13 protein-coding genes are annotated in these 19,397 nt (G+C 46.3%); 9 read left to right on the top strand and 4 right to left on the bottom strand.

All coding sequences use genetic code 11. The features are described 5' to 3' along the window. Positions 1–161: 161 nt before the first annotated feature. Positions 162–1,472 carry a trigger factor gene (gene tig / locus O3681_RS01925; RefSeq protein ID WP_371459146.1) on the top strand — a complete coding sequence of 437 codons (1,311 nt, stop codon included), beginning with the start codon at positions 162–164 and terminating at the stop codon, positions 1,470–1,472. A gap of 89 nt (positions 1,473–1,561) precedes the next feature. Then, complete coding sequence (gene clpP / locus O3681_RS01920; RefSeq protein WP_049333839.1) at positions 1,562–2,182, top strand: ATP-dependent Clp endopeptidase proteolytic subunit ClpP; 621 nt, start codon at positions 1,562–1,564, stop codon at positions 2,180–2,182. 67 nt (positions 2,183–2,249) lie between these two features. On the opposite strand, the gene O3681_RS01915 is transcribed toward clpP, so the two are convergent. Then, on the bottom strand, positions 2,250–4,238 hold the full coding sequence (locus tag O3681_RS01915) for a site-specific recombinase (protein WP_371459145.1): 1,989 nt from the start codon (positions 4,236–4,238) through the stop codon (positions 2,250–2,252). Positions 4,239–4,467: 229 nt separating this feature from the next. Further along, positions 4,468–7,041, bottom strand: a complete 2,574-nt coding sequence (clpB, locus tag O3681_RS01910) for an ATP-dependent chaperone ClpB (protein ID WP_371459144.1) — start codon at positions 7,039–7,041, stop codon at positions 4,468–4,470. A gap of 257 nt (positions 7,042–7,298) precedes the next feature. Between clpB and trpS the strand changes: the two genes are divergently transcribed. From trpS to tpx, 3 genes are all read left to right on the top strand, one after another. Next, positions 7,299–8,309 carry a tryptophan--tRNA ligase gene (gene trpS / locus O3681_RS01905; RefSeq protein ID WP_070460726.1) on the top strand — a complete coding sequence of 337 codons (1,011 nt, stop codon included), beginning with the start codon at positions 7,299–7,301 and terminating at the stop codon, positions 8,307–8,309. A gap of 80 nt (positions 8,310–8,389) precedes the next feature. Beyond that, positions 8,390–8,929 carry a hypothetical protein gene (locus O3681_RS01900; protein WP_308881154.1) on the top strand — a complete coding sequence of 180 codons (540 nt, stop codon included), beginning with the start codon at positions 8,390–8,392 and terminating at the stop codon, positions 8,927–8,929. Positions 8,930–8,971: 42 nt separating this feature from the next. Continuing rightward, entirely contained in the window at positions 8,972–9,466 is a 495-nt protein-coding gene (tpx, locus tag O3681_RS01895; protein WP_371459143.1) for a thiol peroxidase, read from the top strand. A 110-nt stretch (positions 9,467–9,576) separates the two neighbouring features. On the opposite strand, the gene ftsH is transcribed toward tpx, so the two are convergent. Next, positions 9,577–11,538, bottom strand: a complete 1,962-nt coding sequence (gene ftsH, locus O3681_RS01890; RefSeq protein ID WP_371459142.1) for an ATP-dependent zinc metalloprotease FtsH — start codon at positions 11,536–11,538, stop codon at positions 9,577–9,579. A gap of 70 nt (positions 11,539–11,608) precedes the next feature. Continuing rightward, positions 11,609–12,229 carry a 23S rRNA (uridine(2552)-2'-O)-methyltransferase RlmE gene (rlmE, locus tag O3681_RS01885; RefSeq protein WP_371459141.1) on the bottom strand — a complete coding sequence of 207 codons (621 nt, stop codon included), beginning with the start codon at positions 12,227–12,229 and terminating at the stop codon, positions 11,609–11,611. Positions 12,230–12,340: 111 nt separating this feature from the next. Here rlmE and yhbY point away from each other — a divergent pair, with 111 nt between their 5' ends. The 4 genes from yhbY (at position 12,341) to aceF (ending at position 19,327) form a co-directional block, all read left to right on the top strand. Further along, positions 12,341–12,628 (top strand): ribosome assembly RNA-binding protein YhbY, encoded by a 288-nt coding sequence (gene yhbY, locus O3681_RS01880; RefSeq protein ID WP_070608313.1) that lies wholly within the window; start codon positions 12,341–12,343, stop codon positions 12,626–12,628. A 224-nt stretch (positions 12,629–12,852) separates the two neighbouring features. Next, the gene (locus tag O3681_RS01875) at positions 12,853–14,280 is read left to right on the top strand and encodes a tetratricopeptide repeat protein (RefSeq protein WP_308881153.1); all 1,428 of its coding nucleotides are present in this window, start codon (positions 12,853–12,855) and stop codon (positions 14,278–14,280) included. Between the two features lie 621 nt (positions 14,281–14,901). After that, entirely contained in the window at positions 14,902–17,565 is a 2,664-nt protein-coding gene (gene aceE / locus O3681_RS01870) for a pyruvate dehydrogenase (acetyl-transferring), homodimeric type (protein ID WP_371459140.1), read from the top strand. Positions 17,566–17,713: 148 nt separating this feature from the next. Then, positions 17,714–19,327 carry a dihydrolipoyllysine-residue acetyltransferase gene (gene aceF, locus O3681_RS01865; protein ID WP_371459139.1) on the top strand — a complete coding sequence of 538 codons (1,614 nt, stop codon included), beginning with the start codon at positions 17,714–17,716 and terminating at the stop codon, positions 19,325–19,327. The last annotated feature ends 70 nt before the right edge of the window (positions 19,328–19,397 follow it).

The following is a 19,397-nucleotide window of genomic DNA, read 5'->3' as shown; positions in this document are numbered from 1 at the left end:
TGAAAAGAATTTCCTACTTTTCAGACGGCCTTTTTATGTTATTCGTGAAACATTGTGTTATACTAAGCAGCTAAATTTTGACCTTATGCACGCTTCCGAAATTCTTCGGAATACTGAGCAGAAGGATAACCGTTTAAACACAACAAATTTAAGGGCTTACGATGAGCGTAACTGTTGAAACTTTAGAAAATCTGGAACGCAAAGTAGTATTGTCTCTGCCTTGGTCCAAAATCAACGCAGAAACTGAGAAAAAACTGAAACAAACCCAACGCCGCGCAAAAATTGACGGCTTCCGTCCGGGTAAAGCACCGTTCAAAATGATTGCCCAAATGTACGGCGCAAGCGCACAAAACGACGTTATCAACGAATTGGTACAACGCGAATTCTACGAAGTTGCCGTTGCTCAAGAATTGAAAGTTGCCGGTTACCCACGCTTTGAAGCCGTTGAAGAACAAGACGATCAAGAGTCTTTCAAAGTTGCCGCTATTTTTGAAGTTTTCCCTGAAGTAACTATTGGCGACCTGTCTGCCCAAGAAGTAGAAAAAGTTACTGCGACTGTTGGCGATGCCGAAGTTGACCAAACTGTAGAAATCCTGCGCAAACAACGTACCCGCTTCAACCATGTTGACCGCGAAGCCCAAAACGGCGACCGCGTCATCATCGACTTTGAAGGCAAAATCGACGGCGAACCTTTCGCTGGCGGCGCGTCTAAAAACTACGCTTTCGTATTGGGCGCAGGTCAAATGCTGCCTGAATTCGAAGCCGGTGTTGTCGGCATGAAAGCCGGTGAAAGCAAAGATGTTACCGTAAACTTCCCTGAAGACTACCACGGTAAAGATGTTGCCGGTAAATCTGCCGTATTCACCATCACGTTGAACAACGTTTCTGAAGCTACTTTGCCTGAAGTTGACGCTGACTTTGCTAAAGCTCTGGGTATTGAAGACGGCGACGTTGCCAAAATGCGCGAAGAAGTGAAGAAAAACGTTGGCCGCGAAGTTGAGCGCCGCATCGGTGAACAAACCAAAGAATCTGTAATGAATGCCCTGCTCAAAGCAGCCGATTTGCAAGTTCCTGTTGCTTTGGTCAACGAAGAAGCCGCCCGCTTGGCAAACGAAATGAAACAAAACTTCGTTAACCAAGGTATGGCTGACGCTGCAAACTTGGATCTGCCTTTGGATATGTTCAAAGAACAAGCAGAACGCCGCGTTTCTTTGGGTCTGATTTTGGCTAAATTGGTTGAAGAAAACAAACTTGAGCCAACTGAAGACCAAATCAAAGCCGTTGTTGCCAACTTCGCAGAAAGCTACGAAGATCCTCAAGAAGTTATCGACTGGTACTACGCAGAGCCTTCCCGCCTGCAAGGCCCGACTTCTTTGGCAGTAGAAAGCAACGTTGTTGATTTCGTTCTGAGCAAAGCTAAAGTAACTGAAAAAGCGCTGTCTTTTGACGAAGTAATGGGCGCACAAGCTTAATTGCTCCAAGGCCGTCTGAAACAGACAATCAAAAGCACCGAAGCGCTTTAAATGCTTTGGTGCTTTTCCATCATTAACAGGAGACAAAAATGTCCTTCGATTTCAATAATTACCTTGTCCCTACCGTTATCGAACAAAGCGGTCGCGGCGAGCGCGCATTCGACATCTACTCACGCCTTTTGAAAGAGCGCATCGTTTTCTTGATCGGCCCGGTGACAGACGAATCTGCCAATCTGGTTGTTGCGCAATTACTGTTCTTGGAAAGTGAAAACCCTGATAAAGATATCTTCTTCTATATCAACTCTCCGGGCGGTTCGGTTACTGCCGGTATGTCGATTTACGACACCATGAACTTCATCAAGCCTCATGTTTCTACTTTATGCTTGGGTCAAGCAGCAAGCATGGGCGCATTCTTGTTGTCCGCAGGCGAAAAAGGCAAACGCTTTGCCCTGCCAAACAGCCGCATCATGATTCACCAACCGCTCATCAGCGGCGGCTTGGCCGGTCAGGCTTCCGATATTGAAATTCACGCTAAAGAGCTGCTGAAAATCAAAGAGAAACTGAACCGCTTGCTTGCCAAACATTGTGATCGCGATTTGGCCGACTTGGAACGCGATACCGACCGCGACAATTATATGTCCGCCGATGAAGCTAAAGAATATGGTTTGATTGACCAAGTTTTGGAAAACCGCGAATCTCTACAAGCCTAATCTTTATAGTTTTTAAATCAAAAGGCCGTCTGAAAAGTATATATATTCAGACGGCCTTTCTTCAATCTTACTTTGTATTTTCTTTGTTATTCACTTGAACCGGATACAGCAAAATCAAAGGATTGGCTTTCACTTGACTCCAGAAGCTTTTCAGCAGATTACGCATACTGCCCAAACGCGTGCCGCGAGAACGGAGCGCAACAGCCAAAGCCAAAGAAAAGCTGACCACCAGATTCACCATGCCGATTGCCAATACGCTTGCCAAGCCGAGTATAAACGTGAATATATCTGCATGACCGCTAATCGCGGCATAACCCAAATTTGCCGAAGAAAACGCTACATGGCGAATATCCAGCGGCAAGCCGAAAAGATGGCCAAAATAGCCGGTCATACCTAAAAGCATACCGAAAATAAAATTGCCCATAAGCGAGCCGTAATGCTTATGAATATAAGCGGCCAGACGGCGGCGTGGCTGCGGGCGCATGATTTTTCGTAAAAAAGGATTAAACGGCAGACGCTGACGCAGGTTCAGATAATCGGAACGGTTGTCAAAGAAGCCGGCAATAATCCCCGAACAAAACAACCATACTCCGGCAATAGCAGCGTACCATAAGGTCGGCTGGGTAAAAATCTCAATAGATTTAAGCTGGTAGGCTGTAACCGCCTCGTTTAATAAAGGCTGACCATGCGTGTAGGCATAACCCCAAGCGATCCCCGCCGCCAACAATACGGCAATCGATACATTGCCAAACACGGCAACACTTTGCGAACGGCACACATCAATCAGCAATTTTGCCAATTTGTTGTCCACCGCTTTACTGCCTTCATTTGAGTCCACCTGCTCGGCAAAGCTCGCCGCCGTCATGGCAGGCTGCTTAGTCGCAACGGTGCAGTGCAGCATATGAATCAGCATAAAGCCTAAGCCGTAGTTAAGTCCGGCAAGAAATGAAGTAGTAAACTCGCCGAATCCCAAAGACGCAATATGGATTTTATTCAATGCCATCAAAGCAATAATTACGCCGCCTCCTGCTGCGGAATAAAACATTTTGAAATATTCGCTACGGTTGCGCGTAATGTAATGCTCACCATGATGACTTTTGTTTTCCGTAATACTGCGTGCCAGCATTCGGATACTGCTTTTACGCAAGTGGCTGGTGCTGTATTGCTCTACCGCCGCGTAAATCATCGCATTCATCAGATTGATGGTTAAGCGGGTACAGCTGCCGGTTTCGATTTGAATATTGGTCAACAGTTTCAGGCGGTCTATGGTTTGTTGCAGGCGCTCCAACAAGTGCGCCACTTTCACTGACGAACCAGACCCTGCTCCTGTACCACGACGACGCAGATACTCAATTTGCTTGTTGCACTGGTCAAACATGACCTCCAAGTGCGCCGTATCATAAGTTTCTTCACTGTGGCGATAGTGTTCTACCAATTTTGCAATTTCACGTTGCAAAGCAACAAATGCCGAATCCGCCTCCAATAAACGGGGGGCAATTCGTATTAAATCCGGCTCAATCGCTTCGGAAGCAATCCAAATAGACAGCATCTCCACTGCACGCAAACGGGCATCTGCCAACTGTCGGCTGGCCGTCTGAAGCAAAGCAGGATCCGCTTTGCCCTGCAACAACTCATACATACTCAACCATTGGCGCAAACTCAGGGTTTGCAACCATTTATCATCGTTTTTCGAATGAAAAAGATATAAAAATACTTCGCGCAGATTGGAAAAATCTTTATAAGACGGGCTGAAACGTTCGTAAATCCGTATGCCCATCTCCCGAGTAAAACTATGGCGCGAGAAAATACCCAGCTTAATCAGCGCAGGATAGATGTGAACTTTGGACAGCCAGGCATAGAAGCGCAGACTGAATTGACGGCATAAAGCATCGTCTTGTTTTAAAGTAGATAAAATCAAATCGAAACGTTCAGAAGCCTGTTTTTTGCCTCCTCGGCGCAAAAATTTGATTAATGCATTGAGAATAAGAACAAAGTCGGTATCGTTTAAGCGTTCCGACAAAATAATGTGAAGATTTTGATTAGTCAGTTTTTGCATTGTAGTATTATTACATAAAATGAGATATTTAGCAAGAACCTTGGCAAACAGGTCGGATTATATCGCATTCTTTATCAACCCATGGCACAAGATTTTCGATTAATATTCTCTAAAATTCAATGAATAATCAAATTACATAATAAATATATGATATGAATCAATAATTAGGAAAGGCCGTCTGAATTCTTTCAGACGGCCTTTTACAACAGCATACTACATTGTTTTAACCTTATGCAAACAAGAGCTTACCACCCTCTTCTTTAACATGGATTGTGCTATCAGGTGCATATTTGCCTTCAAGCAATGCTTTTGCCAACGGGTTTTCGATTTCTGACTGAATGGCGCGTTTGAGCGGACGGGCACCATATACAGGATCGAAACCGGCTTCGGCAATCAGATCCAAGGCAGCATCATCGACTTTCAGATGCAGATGTTGCGCCTCCAAACGTTTTTCCAAACCTTTAAGCTGGATTTTCGCAATGCTGCGGATATTAGCCTGATCCAAACCGTGGAACACGACGACTTCGTCAATACGGTTGATCATTTCAGGACGGAAATGTTCTTTCACATCCTCCATTACAACTTCTTTCACCGCTTCGTAGTCTTGAGTACCCATTTGTTGGATATGTTGGCTACCAATATTGGAAGTCATCACGATAACGGTATTTTTGAAGTCTACGGTACGGCCTTGTCCGTCGGTCAAGCGGCCGTCATCCAATACTTGCAGCAAGATGTTGAATACGTCCGGATGGGCTTTTTCCACTTCATCCAAAAGAATCACGCTGTACGGTTTGCGGCGGACTTGTTCGGTCAGGTAACCGCCCTCTTCGTAGCCAACATAGCCGGGAGGCGCACCGATTAAGCGGGCAACAGCATGTTTTTCCATGTATTCGGACATATCGATACGAATCAGATGATCTTCGCTGTCAAACAGGAAGCCTGCCAATGCCTTACACAATTCGGTCTTACCCACACCGGTCGGGCCTAAGAACAGGAAGCTGCCATAAGGTTTATTCGGATCGGCCAAACCGGAACGGCTGCGGCGGATAGCGTCAGACACAGCACGCACGGCTTCGTCTTGACCAACCACGCGGCGGTGCAATACTTCTTCCATCTTCAGCAGCTTATCGCGTTCACCTTCCATCATTTTTGACACAGGGATGCCGGTCATGCGCGATACGATTTCGGCCACTTCATCCGCACCGACTTCAGTACGGAAAAGTTTGTTTTGTTTTTTGCCGTCAGGATTGCTTTCTGCCGCTTGCAACTGTGCGCCCAATTTAGGCAACTCACCGTATTCAAGCTCAGATGCACGGGCAAAATCGCCTTGGCGTTTGGCTTGCTCAATTTTGACTTTGATGTCGTCCATCTGTTTCTTGATGTCGGCAGTGCTGGATGATGCCGCTTTTTCGGCTTTCCAGATTTCGTCCAAATCGGCGTATTCTTTTTGCAGGCCGTCGATTTCCTCGTCTATCAGTTCCAAACGTTTTTTGCTGGCGTCATCGCTTTCTTTGGCAACGTGCATTTTTTCCATTTTGAGCTGGATAATGCGGCGGTAGAGTTTATCCATCTGCTCAGGTTTGCTGTCCAGCTCCATTTTGATGCGGCTGGCTGCTTCGTCGATCAGATCAATCGCTTTATCAGGCAGGAAGCGGTCGGTAATATAACGGTCGCTCAACTCCGCTGCGGCAACGATAGCAGGGTCGGTAATATCGATACCGTGGTGGATTTCATAACGCTCTTGCAAACCGCGCAAAATAGCGATGGTATCCTCCACACTTGGCTCGCCAACCAATACTTTTTGGAAGCGGCGTTCGAGTGCCGCATCTTTTTCGATGTATTGACGGTATTCGTCCAAAGTAGTCGCACCGATACAGTGCAATTCGCCGCGTGCCAAAGCCGGTTTCAACATATTGCCCGCATCCATTGCGCCGTCGGTTTTACCTGCACCAACCAAGGTATGGATTTCGTCAATGAAAATCAGAGTGTTGCCATCGTCTTTAGCCAAGTCGTTCAACACGCCTTTCAAGCGTTCTTCAAATTCGCCACGGTATTTCGCGCCGGCAATCAAAGCCGCCAAGTCCAGAACCAAAAGGCGTTTGTTACGCAGGAATTCAGGCACTTCGCCGTTAACAATGCGTTGCGCCAAGCCTTCAACAATAGCGGTTTTACCTACACCCGGCTCACCAATCAGCACAGGGTTGTTTTTGGTACGGCGTTGCAATACCTGAATTGCACGACGAATTTCATCATCACGACCAATAACGGGGTCGAGCTTACCGTCTCGGGCGCGTTGAGTCAGGTCAAGTGTGTATTTTTTCAAAGCATCGCGTTGGTCCTCGGCATTCGCATCGTTCACGTTTTGTCCTCCTCGTACCGCATCAATCGCGGCATTGATATTTTGTTCGGTCGCACCGGCTTCTTTCAAAATTTTGCCGGTCACATCATTTTGCTGAACCAAAGCCAGCAGGAAAAGTTCGCTGGCGATATAGGCATCGCCGCGTTTGGTTGCAGCCTTGTCCATCAAGTTCAATACAGCTTGCAGCTCACGGCTAGGCATAATATTGCCACCTTGACCGGATACTTTTGGCAAGCTGCTCAAATGTTGCTGCAAACGTTGTTTCACTTGAGGCACATTCACACCTGCATGAGCCAGTAACGCAGCTGCACCACTGTTTTGATCGTCAAGCAACGCTTTTAAGATAAAGCCGGCCTCAAGGTAGCTGCTGTCCGCAGCCAAAGCCAAACTTTGACCTTCTTGCAGAGCTTGCTGAAATTTGGCAGTCAATTTATCAAATCTCATTTTAAGTTCCTCTTCAAATATATTTTGTTAGAGCCTATATAAGCGCAAATGTGGATAACTCAATAGCTATTTACTCCATTAACCAAAAATTTTTATTACCTTATTGTTTTATAAAGTTTTATTTTTATAATTTTATGTGCATAACTTTATTATCCAGTTACCCTTTACTCAAAAGGCCGTCTGAAAAATCAAGAATAATCAGGTATAATCGGCACCATATTTATTTTCAGACGGCCTTTGTGCCGAAGGATACTTTCATGAGCAAAAAACGAGTTTTAACAGGCGTTACCACAACAGGTATTCCACACTTGGGCAACTATGTCGGTGCCATCCGCCCGGCTATCCGCGCAGCGCAAGATTCCAATACTGAATCATTCCTCTTTTTGGCCGACTATCACGGCATCATCAAATGTCATGAGCCGGAAATGATTCATCAATCTACTCAAGCTGTTGCCGCCACATGGCTCGCCTGCGGACTCAATCCGGAACAGACCACTTTCTACCGTCAAAGCGACATTCCCGAAGTGATGGAGTTGAACTGGATTCTGACCTGTATCACTGCAAAAGGCCTGATGAACCGCGCCCACGCTTATAAAGCCGCAGTGCAGGCAAATACCGAAAACGGTCAGGAAGATCCGGATCATGGCGTGGAAATGGGCCTGTACAGCTACCCTATCCTCATGACTGCCGACATCCTTATGTTCAATGCCCATGAAGTACCAGTCGGTCGCGACCAAATACAACACGTTGAAATGGCTCGCGATATTGCCGGTCGCTTTAACCACCGCTTCCAAGAGCTCTTCACCCTGCCTGAAGTAAAAATCGACGAAAATGTCGAACTCTTGGTCGGCTTGGACGGACGTAAAATGTCCAAATCCTACGGCAATACCATTCCACTTTGGGAAAATGACAAGAAAACCCAAAAATCGGTTAACAAAATCATCACCAATATGAAAGAGCCCGGTGAACCGAAACAGCCTGATGAAAGTCCTCTGTTTGAAATCTACAAAGCCTTCTCCACGCCGTCTGAAACTGCCGAGTTCACGCAAATGCTGGCCGAAGGCCTTGCTTGGGGTGAAGCCAAGAAACTCTTGGGCGCAAAAATCAATGCCGAGCTCGCAAAACCGCGCGAGCGCTACAATGAATTGACAGCCAAACCCTCTCAAATTGAAGACATTTTGCAGGCCGGCGCACAAAAAGCACGCAAAGAAGCACGCGAATTGTTGGATAAAGTACGCGATGCAGTAGGTATTCGTCCGTTGAAATAATAGCAAGGCCGTCTGAATATTTCAGACGGCCATAATATCGTTTATCATTTGAAATATAATCGTTTTCTAGGGTTTCTCATATGAAAAAAACCTTTCCCCTTATCTTGCTCAGCCTTTCATTGGCTGCCTGCGGCGGTAAATCTGAAGATACTGCAGCCAATGATGCTGCTTCAGACAAAGCGCCCAAGCCTACCTTCAAAGTTAAATATATCGATGAACAAGCCATATCCGGTTTGGATTTGGGTACAGCACAAGAAGGCGAAACCAAAGAAGGCAAAAAACAACGTACCTACCCGATTAACGGCATAGAGGGTGGTGTCATTAATCTGATTGGCAAGCACCCTACCGACTTAGAAGTCATCAGCGGCCAATGCATGGAAAAAAATGAAAAAGGTGTTCCAGCCGGCTGGTCAGCCAACGGCGTCTGCCACACTGCCTTTGCAAAAATGGTGGACAATATTGCCCAAGACGGCAGCAAGCTGACTGACTATTTGATTTCACACGCTGCTTTACAGCCTTATACCGAAGGCAAAAGCGGTTATGCTGCCGTCCAAAACGGCCGCTATATTTTAGAAATTGACAGCGAAGGCATGTTCTATTTCCGTCGCCGTCATTACTAAAATCCTGCCTATCCTATTTTCCCCTGACACAAGGACTGAATCATGGCCCAAGTTACTTTCCAAGGCTCTCCTATTTCTACAAACGGCAATTTGCCTGCCATCGGCCAGGTTGCACCTGATTTCACATTGGTAGCAGCAGACCTATCTGAGAAATCATTGGCTGACTTTGCAGGCAAACGCAAAGTGCTGAATATTTTCCCCAGCATTGACACCGGCGTATGCGCCCAGTCCGTCCGCACTTTCAACAAACGTGCCTCGTCTTTGGATAATACCGTTATTTTGTGCATTTCTGCCGATTTACCGTTTGCACAAGCCCGTTTCTGCGGCGCAGAAGGTTTGGAAAATGTAGTGACACTTTCCACATTCCGCAGCAGCTTTTCTAACGATTACGGTGTTACACTGACAGAAAGCCCATTACGCGGCCTGACTGCCCGCACAGTGGTGGTTTTGAACGAGCAAAACCAAGTTCTCCACGCTGAGTTGGTTTCTGAAATTGCAAATGAGCCTGACTACGAAGCGGCTTTGGCTGTTTTGTAATTAACCAAATAAAATTAGGCCGTCTGAAAATTTTCAGACGGCCTGAGACCTTTAGCTTATCTTCAAAATAAAAACGGTAGCTTAAAAGCTACCGTTTTCTGTTTCAAGCCTTATACAGATTTATCTGTTTTGTCTGCTTCTACTGACTCAGTATTCTGAACCTCATTTTGCTCAACAGGTTCAGCAGCTTCAGCAACAGGCGCTTCAGACTCTTCTACTTTGTCATCACGGACATTGTGGCTGTAATCTTTAGGCGGACTAGGCTGTTTACCGGCCATAATTTCCAAAACTTGATCTCGATCGATGGTTTCCCAATCCATCAGTGCCTTGCACATAGTTTCCATCTTATCGCGATTTTCATCCAAGATTTTGTAAGCCACTTGGTATTGCTCATCTAAAATACGGCGGATTTCCGCATCGATATCTTGTTGGGTTTTCTCGGAAATATTTTGAGAACGGGTTACGCTACGACCCAAGAATACTTCACCTTCGTTCTCAGCATAAACCATCACACCCATTTTGTCGCTCATACCATAACGCGTTACCATCTCGCGTGCCATTTGAGTTGCACGCTCGAAGTCGTTAGATGCGCCGGTAGAAATACGGCCAATAAAAATATCTTCAGCAATACGGCCACCAAACAAGATTGAGAGCTGGCTCAGCATTTGGTCTTTGTACATACTGATGCGGTCACGCTCAGGCAGTTGCCAAGTCAAACCCAATGCACGGCCACGAGGCATAATCGTTACTTTGTGAACCGGATCGGTAAACGGCAGGCTTTCCGCTACGATTGCATGACCGGCCTCATGATAGGCTGTCGCACGTTTTTCATCTTCGTGCATTACCATACTGCGACGCTCCGGACCCATGTAGATTTTGTCTTTAGCATCTTCAAAGTCACTTTGATCGACTTTAACTTTATTACGACGACCGGCAAACAAAGCTGCTTCATTGACCAAGTTTGCCAAATCCGCACCTGAAAAACCAGGTGTACCGCGTGCTAAAGAAGTCAAATCTACGGATGCATCCAAAGGTACTTTTTTAGCGTGTACTTTCAAGATTTGCTCACGACCACGGATATCAGGCAATGGAACAACGACTTGACGGTCAAAACGGCCCGGACGCTGCAACGCAGGGTCAAGTACATCAGGACGGTTGGTTGCTGCGATCACAATAACAGTTTGGTTGCTTTCAAAACCATCCATTTCAACCAATAATTGGTTTAATGTTTGCTCACGCTCATCATTGCCACCGCCCAAACCGGCACCGCGCTGACGGCCGACAGCATCAATTTCATCGATAAAGATGATACATGGCGCGTTTTTCTTGGCCTGCTCGAACATATCGCGGACACGGCTCGCACCGACACCGACAAACATTTCTACGAAGTCAGAACCTGAGATACTGAAGAATGGCACCCCTGCCTCACCGGCAATAGCTTTAGCCAGCAATGTTTTACCCGTACCAGGGCTACCGGCCAACAAAATACCGCGCGGTACACGACCGCCTAAGCTTTGATAACGATTGGGGGCTTTTAAATAATCTACGATTTCTTGTACTTCTTCTTTTGCCTCATCACAACCGGCAACATCGGCAAAAGTCACTTTATTGGAATCTTTATCCAACAAACGCGCACGGCTCTTACCAAAAGAGAATGCGCCGCCTTTACCGCCACCGCCGCTTTGCATGCGCATGAAGTAGAACCATGCACCGATCAACAACAAAACAGGCAGCAGACTGTAAAACAGACTGGCCAGCATGCTTGGTTTTTCTTCCGGAGTCACTTTGACGCGTACTTTGTTGTCCAACAGTGTTTTAACTAAGTTGTCATCCAAAGGCGCATTGGTATAGAAGGCAGTTTTATCGGTGCGCTCACCTTTAATCAGATAGCCGCTGACAACAGATCCTTCAATATTGACATTGGATACTTCGCCACTATTAACTTGCTGAATAAATTGAGAATATTCGATTTGCTGTTTATCTTCCTGCTTATCGCTGAGCGCATTGAATGCTGCTAAAAGCATAGCACCACCCACTACCCAGACTAATATGTTTTTAATGGTATTCCCCACTGAACAGGCTCCATGGTTACAAAATAAATAAAATCAAGGGAAAGAATTTTAAAGCACCCACCCTACATTGTCAGCGTTTATTTTTACCTAATAGGTAAATCTCACTGGAACGATTGCGGGAAGCATCCGGCTTTCGGGTTTGTACACTGGCAAAAATTTCACGCATAGCCGCCGTATATTCCTGATAGCCCGCGCCTTGAAACACCTTCACCAAAAAACTGCCTCCGGGTTTCAAATGCTGCGAGGCAAAATCCAAAGCCAGTTCACACAAATAAAAACTGCGTGCCTGGTCTGTTACGGCATTGCCTGACATATTGGGTGCCATATCACAGATTACAAGGTCTAACGGACGATTATCCAATAAAGCTTCAAACTGCTCCAAAACGGCATCTTCCCTAAAGTCGCCCTGAATAAACGACACGCCTTCAATAGCATCCATCGGCAAAATATCCAAAGCAAAGACTGCCCCACTTTTACCGACCAGCTTGGCCGCAACCTGTGACCAACTTCCCGGCGCGCTGCCCAAATCCGCCAAAACCGTACCCGGCTTGATTAATTTATCTTTTTGATTGATTTCCAATAATTTATAAGCCGCCCTGGCACGATATCCGTCCTTTTGTGCCATATGGACATAATGATCATTGACGTGCTCATGCAGCCATGCTTTTGAAGATTTTGAGCGTACAGCCATCTTGATTTGAAATGCTTAAGTTAAAATCAGCATTGTACGTTATTTCCCCCGTAAATGTTCTAAATCGCGTACAATATAGCCATTATTCTTTTTAATTGGATACTTATTAATATGAGCGACAACAAATTAAGCACCAAAGAAATTTTGGCCTTGAAAGCCCAAGCACACCACCTCCACCCTGTCGTTATGGTTGGCCAACAAGGCTTGACCGACTCGGTCATCAAAGAAACCGATGCCGCATTGACAGCGCACGAATTGATTAAAGTCCGTGTTTTTGGCGATGATCGTGCTGAACGTATTGAAATTTGTGATGCACTATGTGAAACACTGGGTGCTCAACTGGTGCAACATATTGGCAAATTACTTGTTTTGTGGCGTAAAAAACCAGACAACGAATAATTTAAACCGAATAAACAGCAGAAGTATTTTCTCAACCCACTTTATCATATCCTTCTGTTGTATTTATACAGCATAAAATAAATTATTCCATTATTCTAAGTATAAAAATACAAATACGGTTGCCTGTTTTTGTAAATAACCTCAAAATTACAAAATCATAACGGCCGCATCCTGTCGGCCGATTATTTTATTCTTAATCCTTCACAAAATATAAAAGCAAACCGATGAATGCTCAACAATATGAAGAATCTTTTCTGCTAGCAGAAAAATTAATCACTCAAGACCCACCTGACTTTGCACGAGCCATCCCATTGCTCTGCGAAGCTGCAGAAGCCGGGCATATTGAGGCTGCATTTCAGCTGGCAGGATGCCTAATCGAACATCACGAAAATGCGCAAGATTTAGCAATTGCAGTTGAATATTTAAAGCAAGCTGCAAGAGCTGGTCATCCATACGCCCGCTATAATCTTCTCCAATTACAAGAAAATAATGGAATAGAAGTAGAAAAGCTCATCGCAGCCTATCAAGAGCTTGCCGAAGAAGGATTGGCTCCTGCCCAACTGCGCCTGATGCGTTTATATGCAGACAATGGTAATGACCAAGAAGCAGTCAAATGGGCATTGAAAGCTGCTGAGCAACAAAATCCTCAAGCACAATACTTCTTAGCCCAGCATTACCAATATTCCAGCTCTCCTGATTTGGAATATTCCCATAAACTTTATCAGCAATCCGCCGCACAGGGATTTATTGCGGCACACTGGCAACTCGGCCTTCAATACAAATTGGGGCAAGGTGTTGCACAAAACCCTGAAAAAGCAATCGAACATTTGCGTATTGCCGCCGATTACGACATTGTTCCAGCGCAAACTTCTCTTGCAGAACTCTTAGCTGTATCAAATCCTGCTGAAGCATTGGAATGGTTTGAAAAAGCTGCCGAACAAGGTGACAGCAATGCGCATGTAGCACTTGCCGAAATCTATCTTCTGGGTAAAAACACCGAACGAGACCCTCAAAAGGCCTATCAGCATGCTAAATTGGCTGCAGATCAAAATGACCCGGAAGGATTGCGTCTTTTAGGCGATATCCATCGCTACGGATTGGGACGAGCAGTTGATGCAGACACCGCGCGTCAATATTATCAACGCTCAGCTGATTTAGGTAATCTTGTCGCTTACCAAAAACTTCTGTCTGACAGCGCATTGAATAACCAGCAAAACTATGAGCTGACGAAAGAAATCGCCCTCCAACGTCAGGAAGCTGAACGTCTGTACAAGCTGGCATTTGCAGCGCACTATGGCTTAAAACGCCCACAGAATTACGCTGAAGCACTGGATCTATACCATCAATCCGCAGAACGTGGGCACAGTAAATCACAAACCAATCTTGGCATGATGTATTACAGCGGACAAGGCGTACCTGTCGATTATGCCCAAGCGGCAAAATGGTTTGAGGCGGCAGCCAAACAAAGGGATACAATGGCTCAATATAATCTTGCCTGTCTGTATTACCACGGCCTGGGTGTAGAGAAAGACATCAATAATGCATGTTTTTGGCTGCAAGAAGCCATCCAACATGGACATGAGCAGCAAGATGTTCTCAAAGAGCTTTTAGCTCAATGGAAGCAATTTGCTCAAAAATCCTCTGCAGTTTAAAGGCCGTCTGAAATTCTCAGACTACTAACAAATGACATGCCCAGCTATTCAACTAGCCTGTGCATGTCATTTTTTAATTTTCCCTTCCTCAATCATCGTCCTCTTAAAATTTCACTCTTTCTTAACCTCTTCCAAAATCTTCAGGCGGCCCATTCGCTTGTAAAAATAATACGGTCTGAATTTTCTTTTTCAAACTCAAAGTTTAAATTTAATTTTCGATTTTAGACAAATTTTGAAAATTAATTTTCGAATTCGAATTTATTCATCTAAACAACACAACAGAGACTTTTACCGTGTCTGTTTAATATTCTAATTTTAAAACCATCATAAGGGCACTTTTAAAAATCATCAATTCAACCTCTACCCTCCTATTAATATCAACAGCGCGATTTGCCAGTTTGCCCAATTACTGATAGCATTTGCAGGTTAGCCGGTTTGCAAAAAATTTTAATTTTTCAGAATTTTCATTGCTTCATATAACGTATTGAAAATATTTAAATAATTAAAATTTTTTCGAATTTGACTCTTGGAATTTTCGTTTATAAGCCGTATTTGTTCACAAACGAAAATATCGGAGTAATACTCCGTCATTGAAAAACACTCAACACAAGGATAGATATTATGTCCACCCAATTACACGATGTTGACCCAATTGAAACCAAAGAATGGTTAGACGCGTTAAGCTCTGTTTTAGAATATGAAGGCAGCGAACGCGCCCAGTATCTGCTGGAAAGTTTGGTCAAATACAGCCGTGACAAAGGCATCCGTATGCCTCACGGTACCACTACTCCATACTTGAACACCGTTTCCGTTGAAGACGAAAAAGGCATCCCCGGCGACCAAAACATCGAACACCGTATCCGTGCATTCGTTCGTTGGAACGCTGCCGCTATCGTTTTGCGCGCGGGTAAAAAAGATTTGGAATTGGGTGGACACATTGCATCTTTCCAATCTGCTGCGACCATGTACGAAGTCGGCTTCAACCACTTCTGGAAAGCCAAAGGTGAAGGCGAAGAAGGCGATTTGATATTCTTCCAAGGTCATGCTGCTCCTGGTATTTATGCACGTGCTTTCGTTGAAGGCCGTCTGACCGAAGACCAATTGAACAACTTCCGTCAAGAAGTTGCCGGTCATGGTCTGCCTTCTTACCCTCACCCTCACCTGTTGCCTGACTTCTGGCAATTCCCAACCGTATCTATGGGTCTGGGCCCATTGATGGCGATTTACCAAGCACGCTTCCTGAAATACTTGGAATCTCGCGGTCTGGCTAAAACCAAAGGCCGTAAAGTATGGGTATTCTGCGGCGACGGCGAAATGGATGAACCTGAAAGCCAAGGTGCTATTGCTCTGGCTTCACGCGAAGGCTTGGACAACTTGGTATTCGTCATCAACTGTAACCTGCAACGTTTGGACGGCCCAGTACGCGGTAACGGCAAAATCATTCAAGAGCTGGAAGGCAACTTTGCCGGCGCCGGCTGGAATGTTGTGAAAGTCATCTGGGGTCGTCGTTGGGACCGCCTCTTGGCAAAAGACAAAGATGGCATCCTGCGCAAACGTATGGAAGAGTGCTTGGACGGTGACTACCAAACTTACAAATCCAAAGACGGTGCATACGTTCGCGAACACTTCTTCAATACGCCTGAACTGAAAGCATTGGTCGCCGATATGACTGATGAACAAATTTGGGCATTGAACCGCGGCGGTCACGACCCTCAAAAAGTGTACAACGCTTACGACCGCGCAGCGAACCACGCCGACGGCAAACCTACTGTAATCTTGGCAAAAACCATTAAAGGTTACGGTATGGGCGCATCCGGTGAAGGTCAAAACGTTGCCCACCAAGCCAAAAAAATGGACAAAGCGTCTCTGAAACAATTCCGTGACCGCTTTGACATTCCTGTAACTGACGAGCAAATCGACAGTGGCGACCTGCCTTACCTGACTTTTGCTCCTGACAGCGAAGAGTACAAATACCTGCACGCACGTCGCGAATCTTTGGGTGGCTACCTGCCTCAACGCAAACCTACCCAAGAAGTTCTGGAAGTGCCTGAACTGTCAGCATTTGAGACTCAACTGAAATCCAGCGGCGACCGTGAATTCTCAACCACCATGGCTTTCGTCCGCATCCTGTCTACTTTGCTGAAAGACAAAAAAATCGGCAAACGCGTGGTGCCTATCGTTCCTGATGAAAGCCGTACGTTCGGTATGGAAGGTATGTTCCGCCAATACGGTATTTGGAACCCTAAAGGCCAACAATACACTCCTCAAGATAAAGACCAACTGATGTTCTATAAAGAGTCTGTTGACGGTCAAATCTTGCAAGAAGGTATTAACGAACCAGGTGCCATGGCTGACTGGATTGCTGCTGCGACCAGCTACGCAAACAACGACTTTGCCATGATTCCTTTCTACATCTACTACTCTATGTTCGGTTTCCAACGCGTTGGCGACTTAGCATGGGCAGCAGGCGATATGCATGCACGCGGCTTCCTGTTGGGTGGTACAGCCGGCCGTACAACACTGAATGGCGAAGGTTTGCAACACGAAGACGGCCACAGCCACATTCAAGCAGACTTGATTCCAAACTGTGTAACTTACGATCCAACATTCCAATATGAAGTAGCCGTTATCGTACACGATGGCTTGCGCCGCATGTATGTTAACCACGAAGACGTGTTCTACTACATCACCCTGATGAATGAAAACTACACCCATCCGGACATGCCTGAAGGCGTAGAACAAGACATCCTGAAAGGTATGTACTTGCTGAAAGCCGGCGGCAAAGGCGACAAAAAAGTCCAATTGATGGGTTCCGGTACCATCCTGCAAGAAGTCATTGCCGGTGCCGAATTGTTGAAAGTCGACTTCGGTGTAGAAGCAGACATCTGGTCTTGCCCATCATTCAACCAGCTGCACCGCGATGCCATCGAAGTGGAACGCTTCAACCGCCTGAATCCTTTGGAAACTGCAAAAGTACCGTTTGTTACTTCTCAACTTCAAGGTCATGACGGCCCGGTTATTGCCGCTACCGACTATATCCGCAGCTATGCCAACCGTATCCGTGCCTACATCCCTAACGACTACCACGTCTTGGGTACTGACGGCTTCGGTCGCTCTGACAGCCGTGCCAACCTGCGCAGCTTCTTCGAAGTTGACCGCTACAACGTTGCCGTTGCTGCATTGAGCGCATTGGCCGAACAAGGCAAAGTCAGCAAAGAAACCGTTCAACAAGCTATTGAAAAATATGGCATCAAAGCCGATGCAGCTCCTAGCTGGAAACGCTAATTGATGTTTCAGACGGCCTGTTTGCTTCATGCCAACATTAGGCCGTCTGAAAACCAAATGCTTGAATGGTTTGAACAGACAAACTGTACCGATGCCGTGTGAAACAGTTTTCAGACGGCATCAAACTGAAAATATTAAAGGAACTCAAATGAGTATCGTAGAAATCAAAGTCCCTGATATCGGCGGTCATGAAAACGTCGACATCATCGCTGTAGAAGTTAAAGCAGGCGACATCATTGCCGTTGACGACACCCTGATTACTTTAGAAACCGACAAAGCCACTATGGACGTACCTGCCGATGCAGCCGGTGTCGTGAAAGAAGTTAAAGTTAAAGTTGGCGATAAAATCTCTGAAGGCGGCGTTATTCTGACCGTTGAAACTGACGCCGCCGCTGCCGATGCAGCCCCGGCTCCTGCAGCTGAAGCTCCTGCAGCTCCCGCTTCCGCTCCTGCCGCAGCCCCTGCAGGCGGGGCAACTGTAAAAGTTGTTGTACCGGATATTGGCGGTCATACAGATGTAGACATTATTGCCGTTGAAATTAAAGTTGGCGACACTGTTGCCGTTGACGACACTCTGATTACTCTGGAGACCGACAAAGCCACTATGGACGTACCATGTACAGAAGCCGGTGTGGTTAAAGCCGTATTTGTAAAAGTTGGTGACAAAGTATCTGAAGGTTCTGCCATTATCGAAGTAGAAACCGCCGGTTCCGCCGCAGCTGCTCCTGCTCCTGCCGCTCAAGCTGCCGCACCTGCACCAGCCGCTGCTCCGGCTCCTGCTGCTCCCGCACCAGCTGCTACACCTGCTCCGGCTGCACCTGCAGCTGCCAAAATTGACGAAGCTGCATTTGCCAAAGCCCATGCAGGTCCTTCCGCACGTAAACTGGCGCGTGAATTGGGCGTGGACTTGGGTCAAGTCAAAGGTACCGGTCTGAAAGGCCGTATCATGGGCGAAGACGTTAAAGCCTTCGTTAAATCCGTTATGCAAAGCGGTGCTGGCAAACCTGCAGCTGCCTCTTTGGGCGGCGGTCTGGACTTGTTGCCATGGCCTAAAGTTGACTTCTCTAAATTCGGCAGCGTCGAAGTTAAAGAACTGTCTCGCATTAAGAAAATCTCCGGTCAAAACCTGTCTCGCAACTGGGTTGTGATTCCTCACGTTACCGTACACGAAGAAGCGGACATGACCGAATTGGAAGAATTCCGCAAACAACTGAACAAAGAATGGGAACGCGAAGGCGTGAAACTGTCTCCATTGGCCTTCATCATTAAAGCCTCTGTTGCTGCGCTGAAAGCCTTCCCTGAATTCAACGCCTCTCTGGATGGCGACAACCTGGTGCTGAAAAACTACTTCAACATCGGTTTTGCAGCCGACACGCCAAACGGCTTGGTTGTTCCAGTCATCAAAGATGTGGATCAAAAAGGCTTGAAACAAATCAGCCAAGAGCTGACTGAATTGTCTAAAAAAGCCCGCGAAGGCAAGCTCAAACCACAAGAAATGCAAGGCGCATGCTTTACTATTTCCAGCTTGGGCGGTATCGGCGGCACAGGCTTCACACCGATCGTGAATGCTCCTGAAGTTGCTATCTTGGGCGTGTGCAAATCCCAAATCAAACCGGTTTGGAACGGCAAAGAATTCGCTCCTCGCCTGATGTGCCCATTGAGCCTGTCCTTCGACCACCGCGTCATCGACGGTGCCGCCGGTATGCGCTTCACCGTATTCCTGGCTAACCTGTTGAAAGACTTCCGCCGCATTACTCTGTAATCCGAGCATTTTCAGACGGCCTTTTTACTCAGGCCGTCTGAAAAAAGAAGTCCGAACATCATTCAGAAAG

The organism is Neisseria sp. 27098_8_158 (genome assembly GCF_041433145.1).
GTDB classification, from domain to species: Bacteria; Pseudomonadota; Gammaproteobacteria; order Burkholderiales; family Neisseriaceae; genus Neisseria; species Neisseria subflava_E.
This window is presented reverse-complemented; position numbering and strand designations above follow the sequence as displayed.

Bases quoted from the DNA above. Each gene is read 5' to 3' on its own strand.
- O3681_RS01900 (WP_308881154.1), top strand. From the start codon at position 8,390: ATGAAAAAAACCTTTCCCCTTATCTTGCTCAGCCTTTCATTGGCTGCC.
- rlmE (WP_371459141.1), bottom strand. From the start codon at position 12,229: ATGGCTGTACGCTCAAAATCTTCAAAAGCATGGCTGCATGAGCACGTC.
- clpB (WP_371459144.1), bottom strand. From the start codon at position 7,041: ATGAGATTTGATAAATTGACTGCCAAATTTCAGCAAGCTCTGCAAGAA.
- clpP (WP_049333839.1), top strand. From the start codon at position 1,562: ATGTCCTTCGATTTCAATAATTACCTTGTCCCTACCGTTATCGAACAA.
- trpS (WP_070460726.1), top strand. From the start codon at position 7,299: ATGAGCAAAAAACGAGTTTTAACAGGCGTTACCACAACAGGTATTCCA.
- yhbY (WP_070608313.1), top strand. From the start codon at position 12,341: ATGAGCGACAACAAATTAAGCACCAAAGAAATTTTGGCCTTGAAAGCC.
- O3681_RS01875 (WP_308881153.1), top strand. From the start codon at position 12,853: ATGAATGCTCAACAATATGAAGAATCTTTTCTGCTAGCAGAAAAATTA.
- O3681_RS01915 (WP_371459145.1), bottom strand. From the start codon at position 4,238: ATGCAAAAACTGACTAATCAAAATCTTCACATTATTTTGTCGGAACGC.
- aceF (WP_371459139.1), top strand. From the start codon at position 17,714: ATGAGTATCGTAGAAATCAAAGTCCCTGATATCGGCGGTCATGAAAAC.
- tig (WP_371459146.1), top strand. From the start codon at position 162: ATGAGCGTAACTGTTGAAACTTTAGAAAATCTGGAACGCAAAGTAGTA.
- tpx (WP_371459143.1), top strand. From the start codon at position 8,972: ATGGCCCAAGTTACTTTCCAAGGCTCTCCTATTTCTACAAACGGCAAT.
- aceE (WP_371459140.1), top strand. From the start codon at position 14,902: ATGTCCACCCAATTACACGATGTTGACCCAATTGAAACCAAAGAATGG.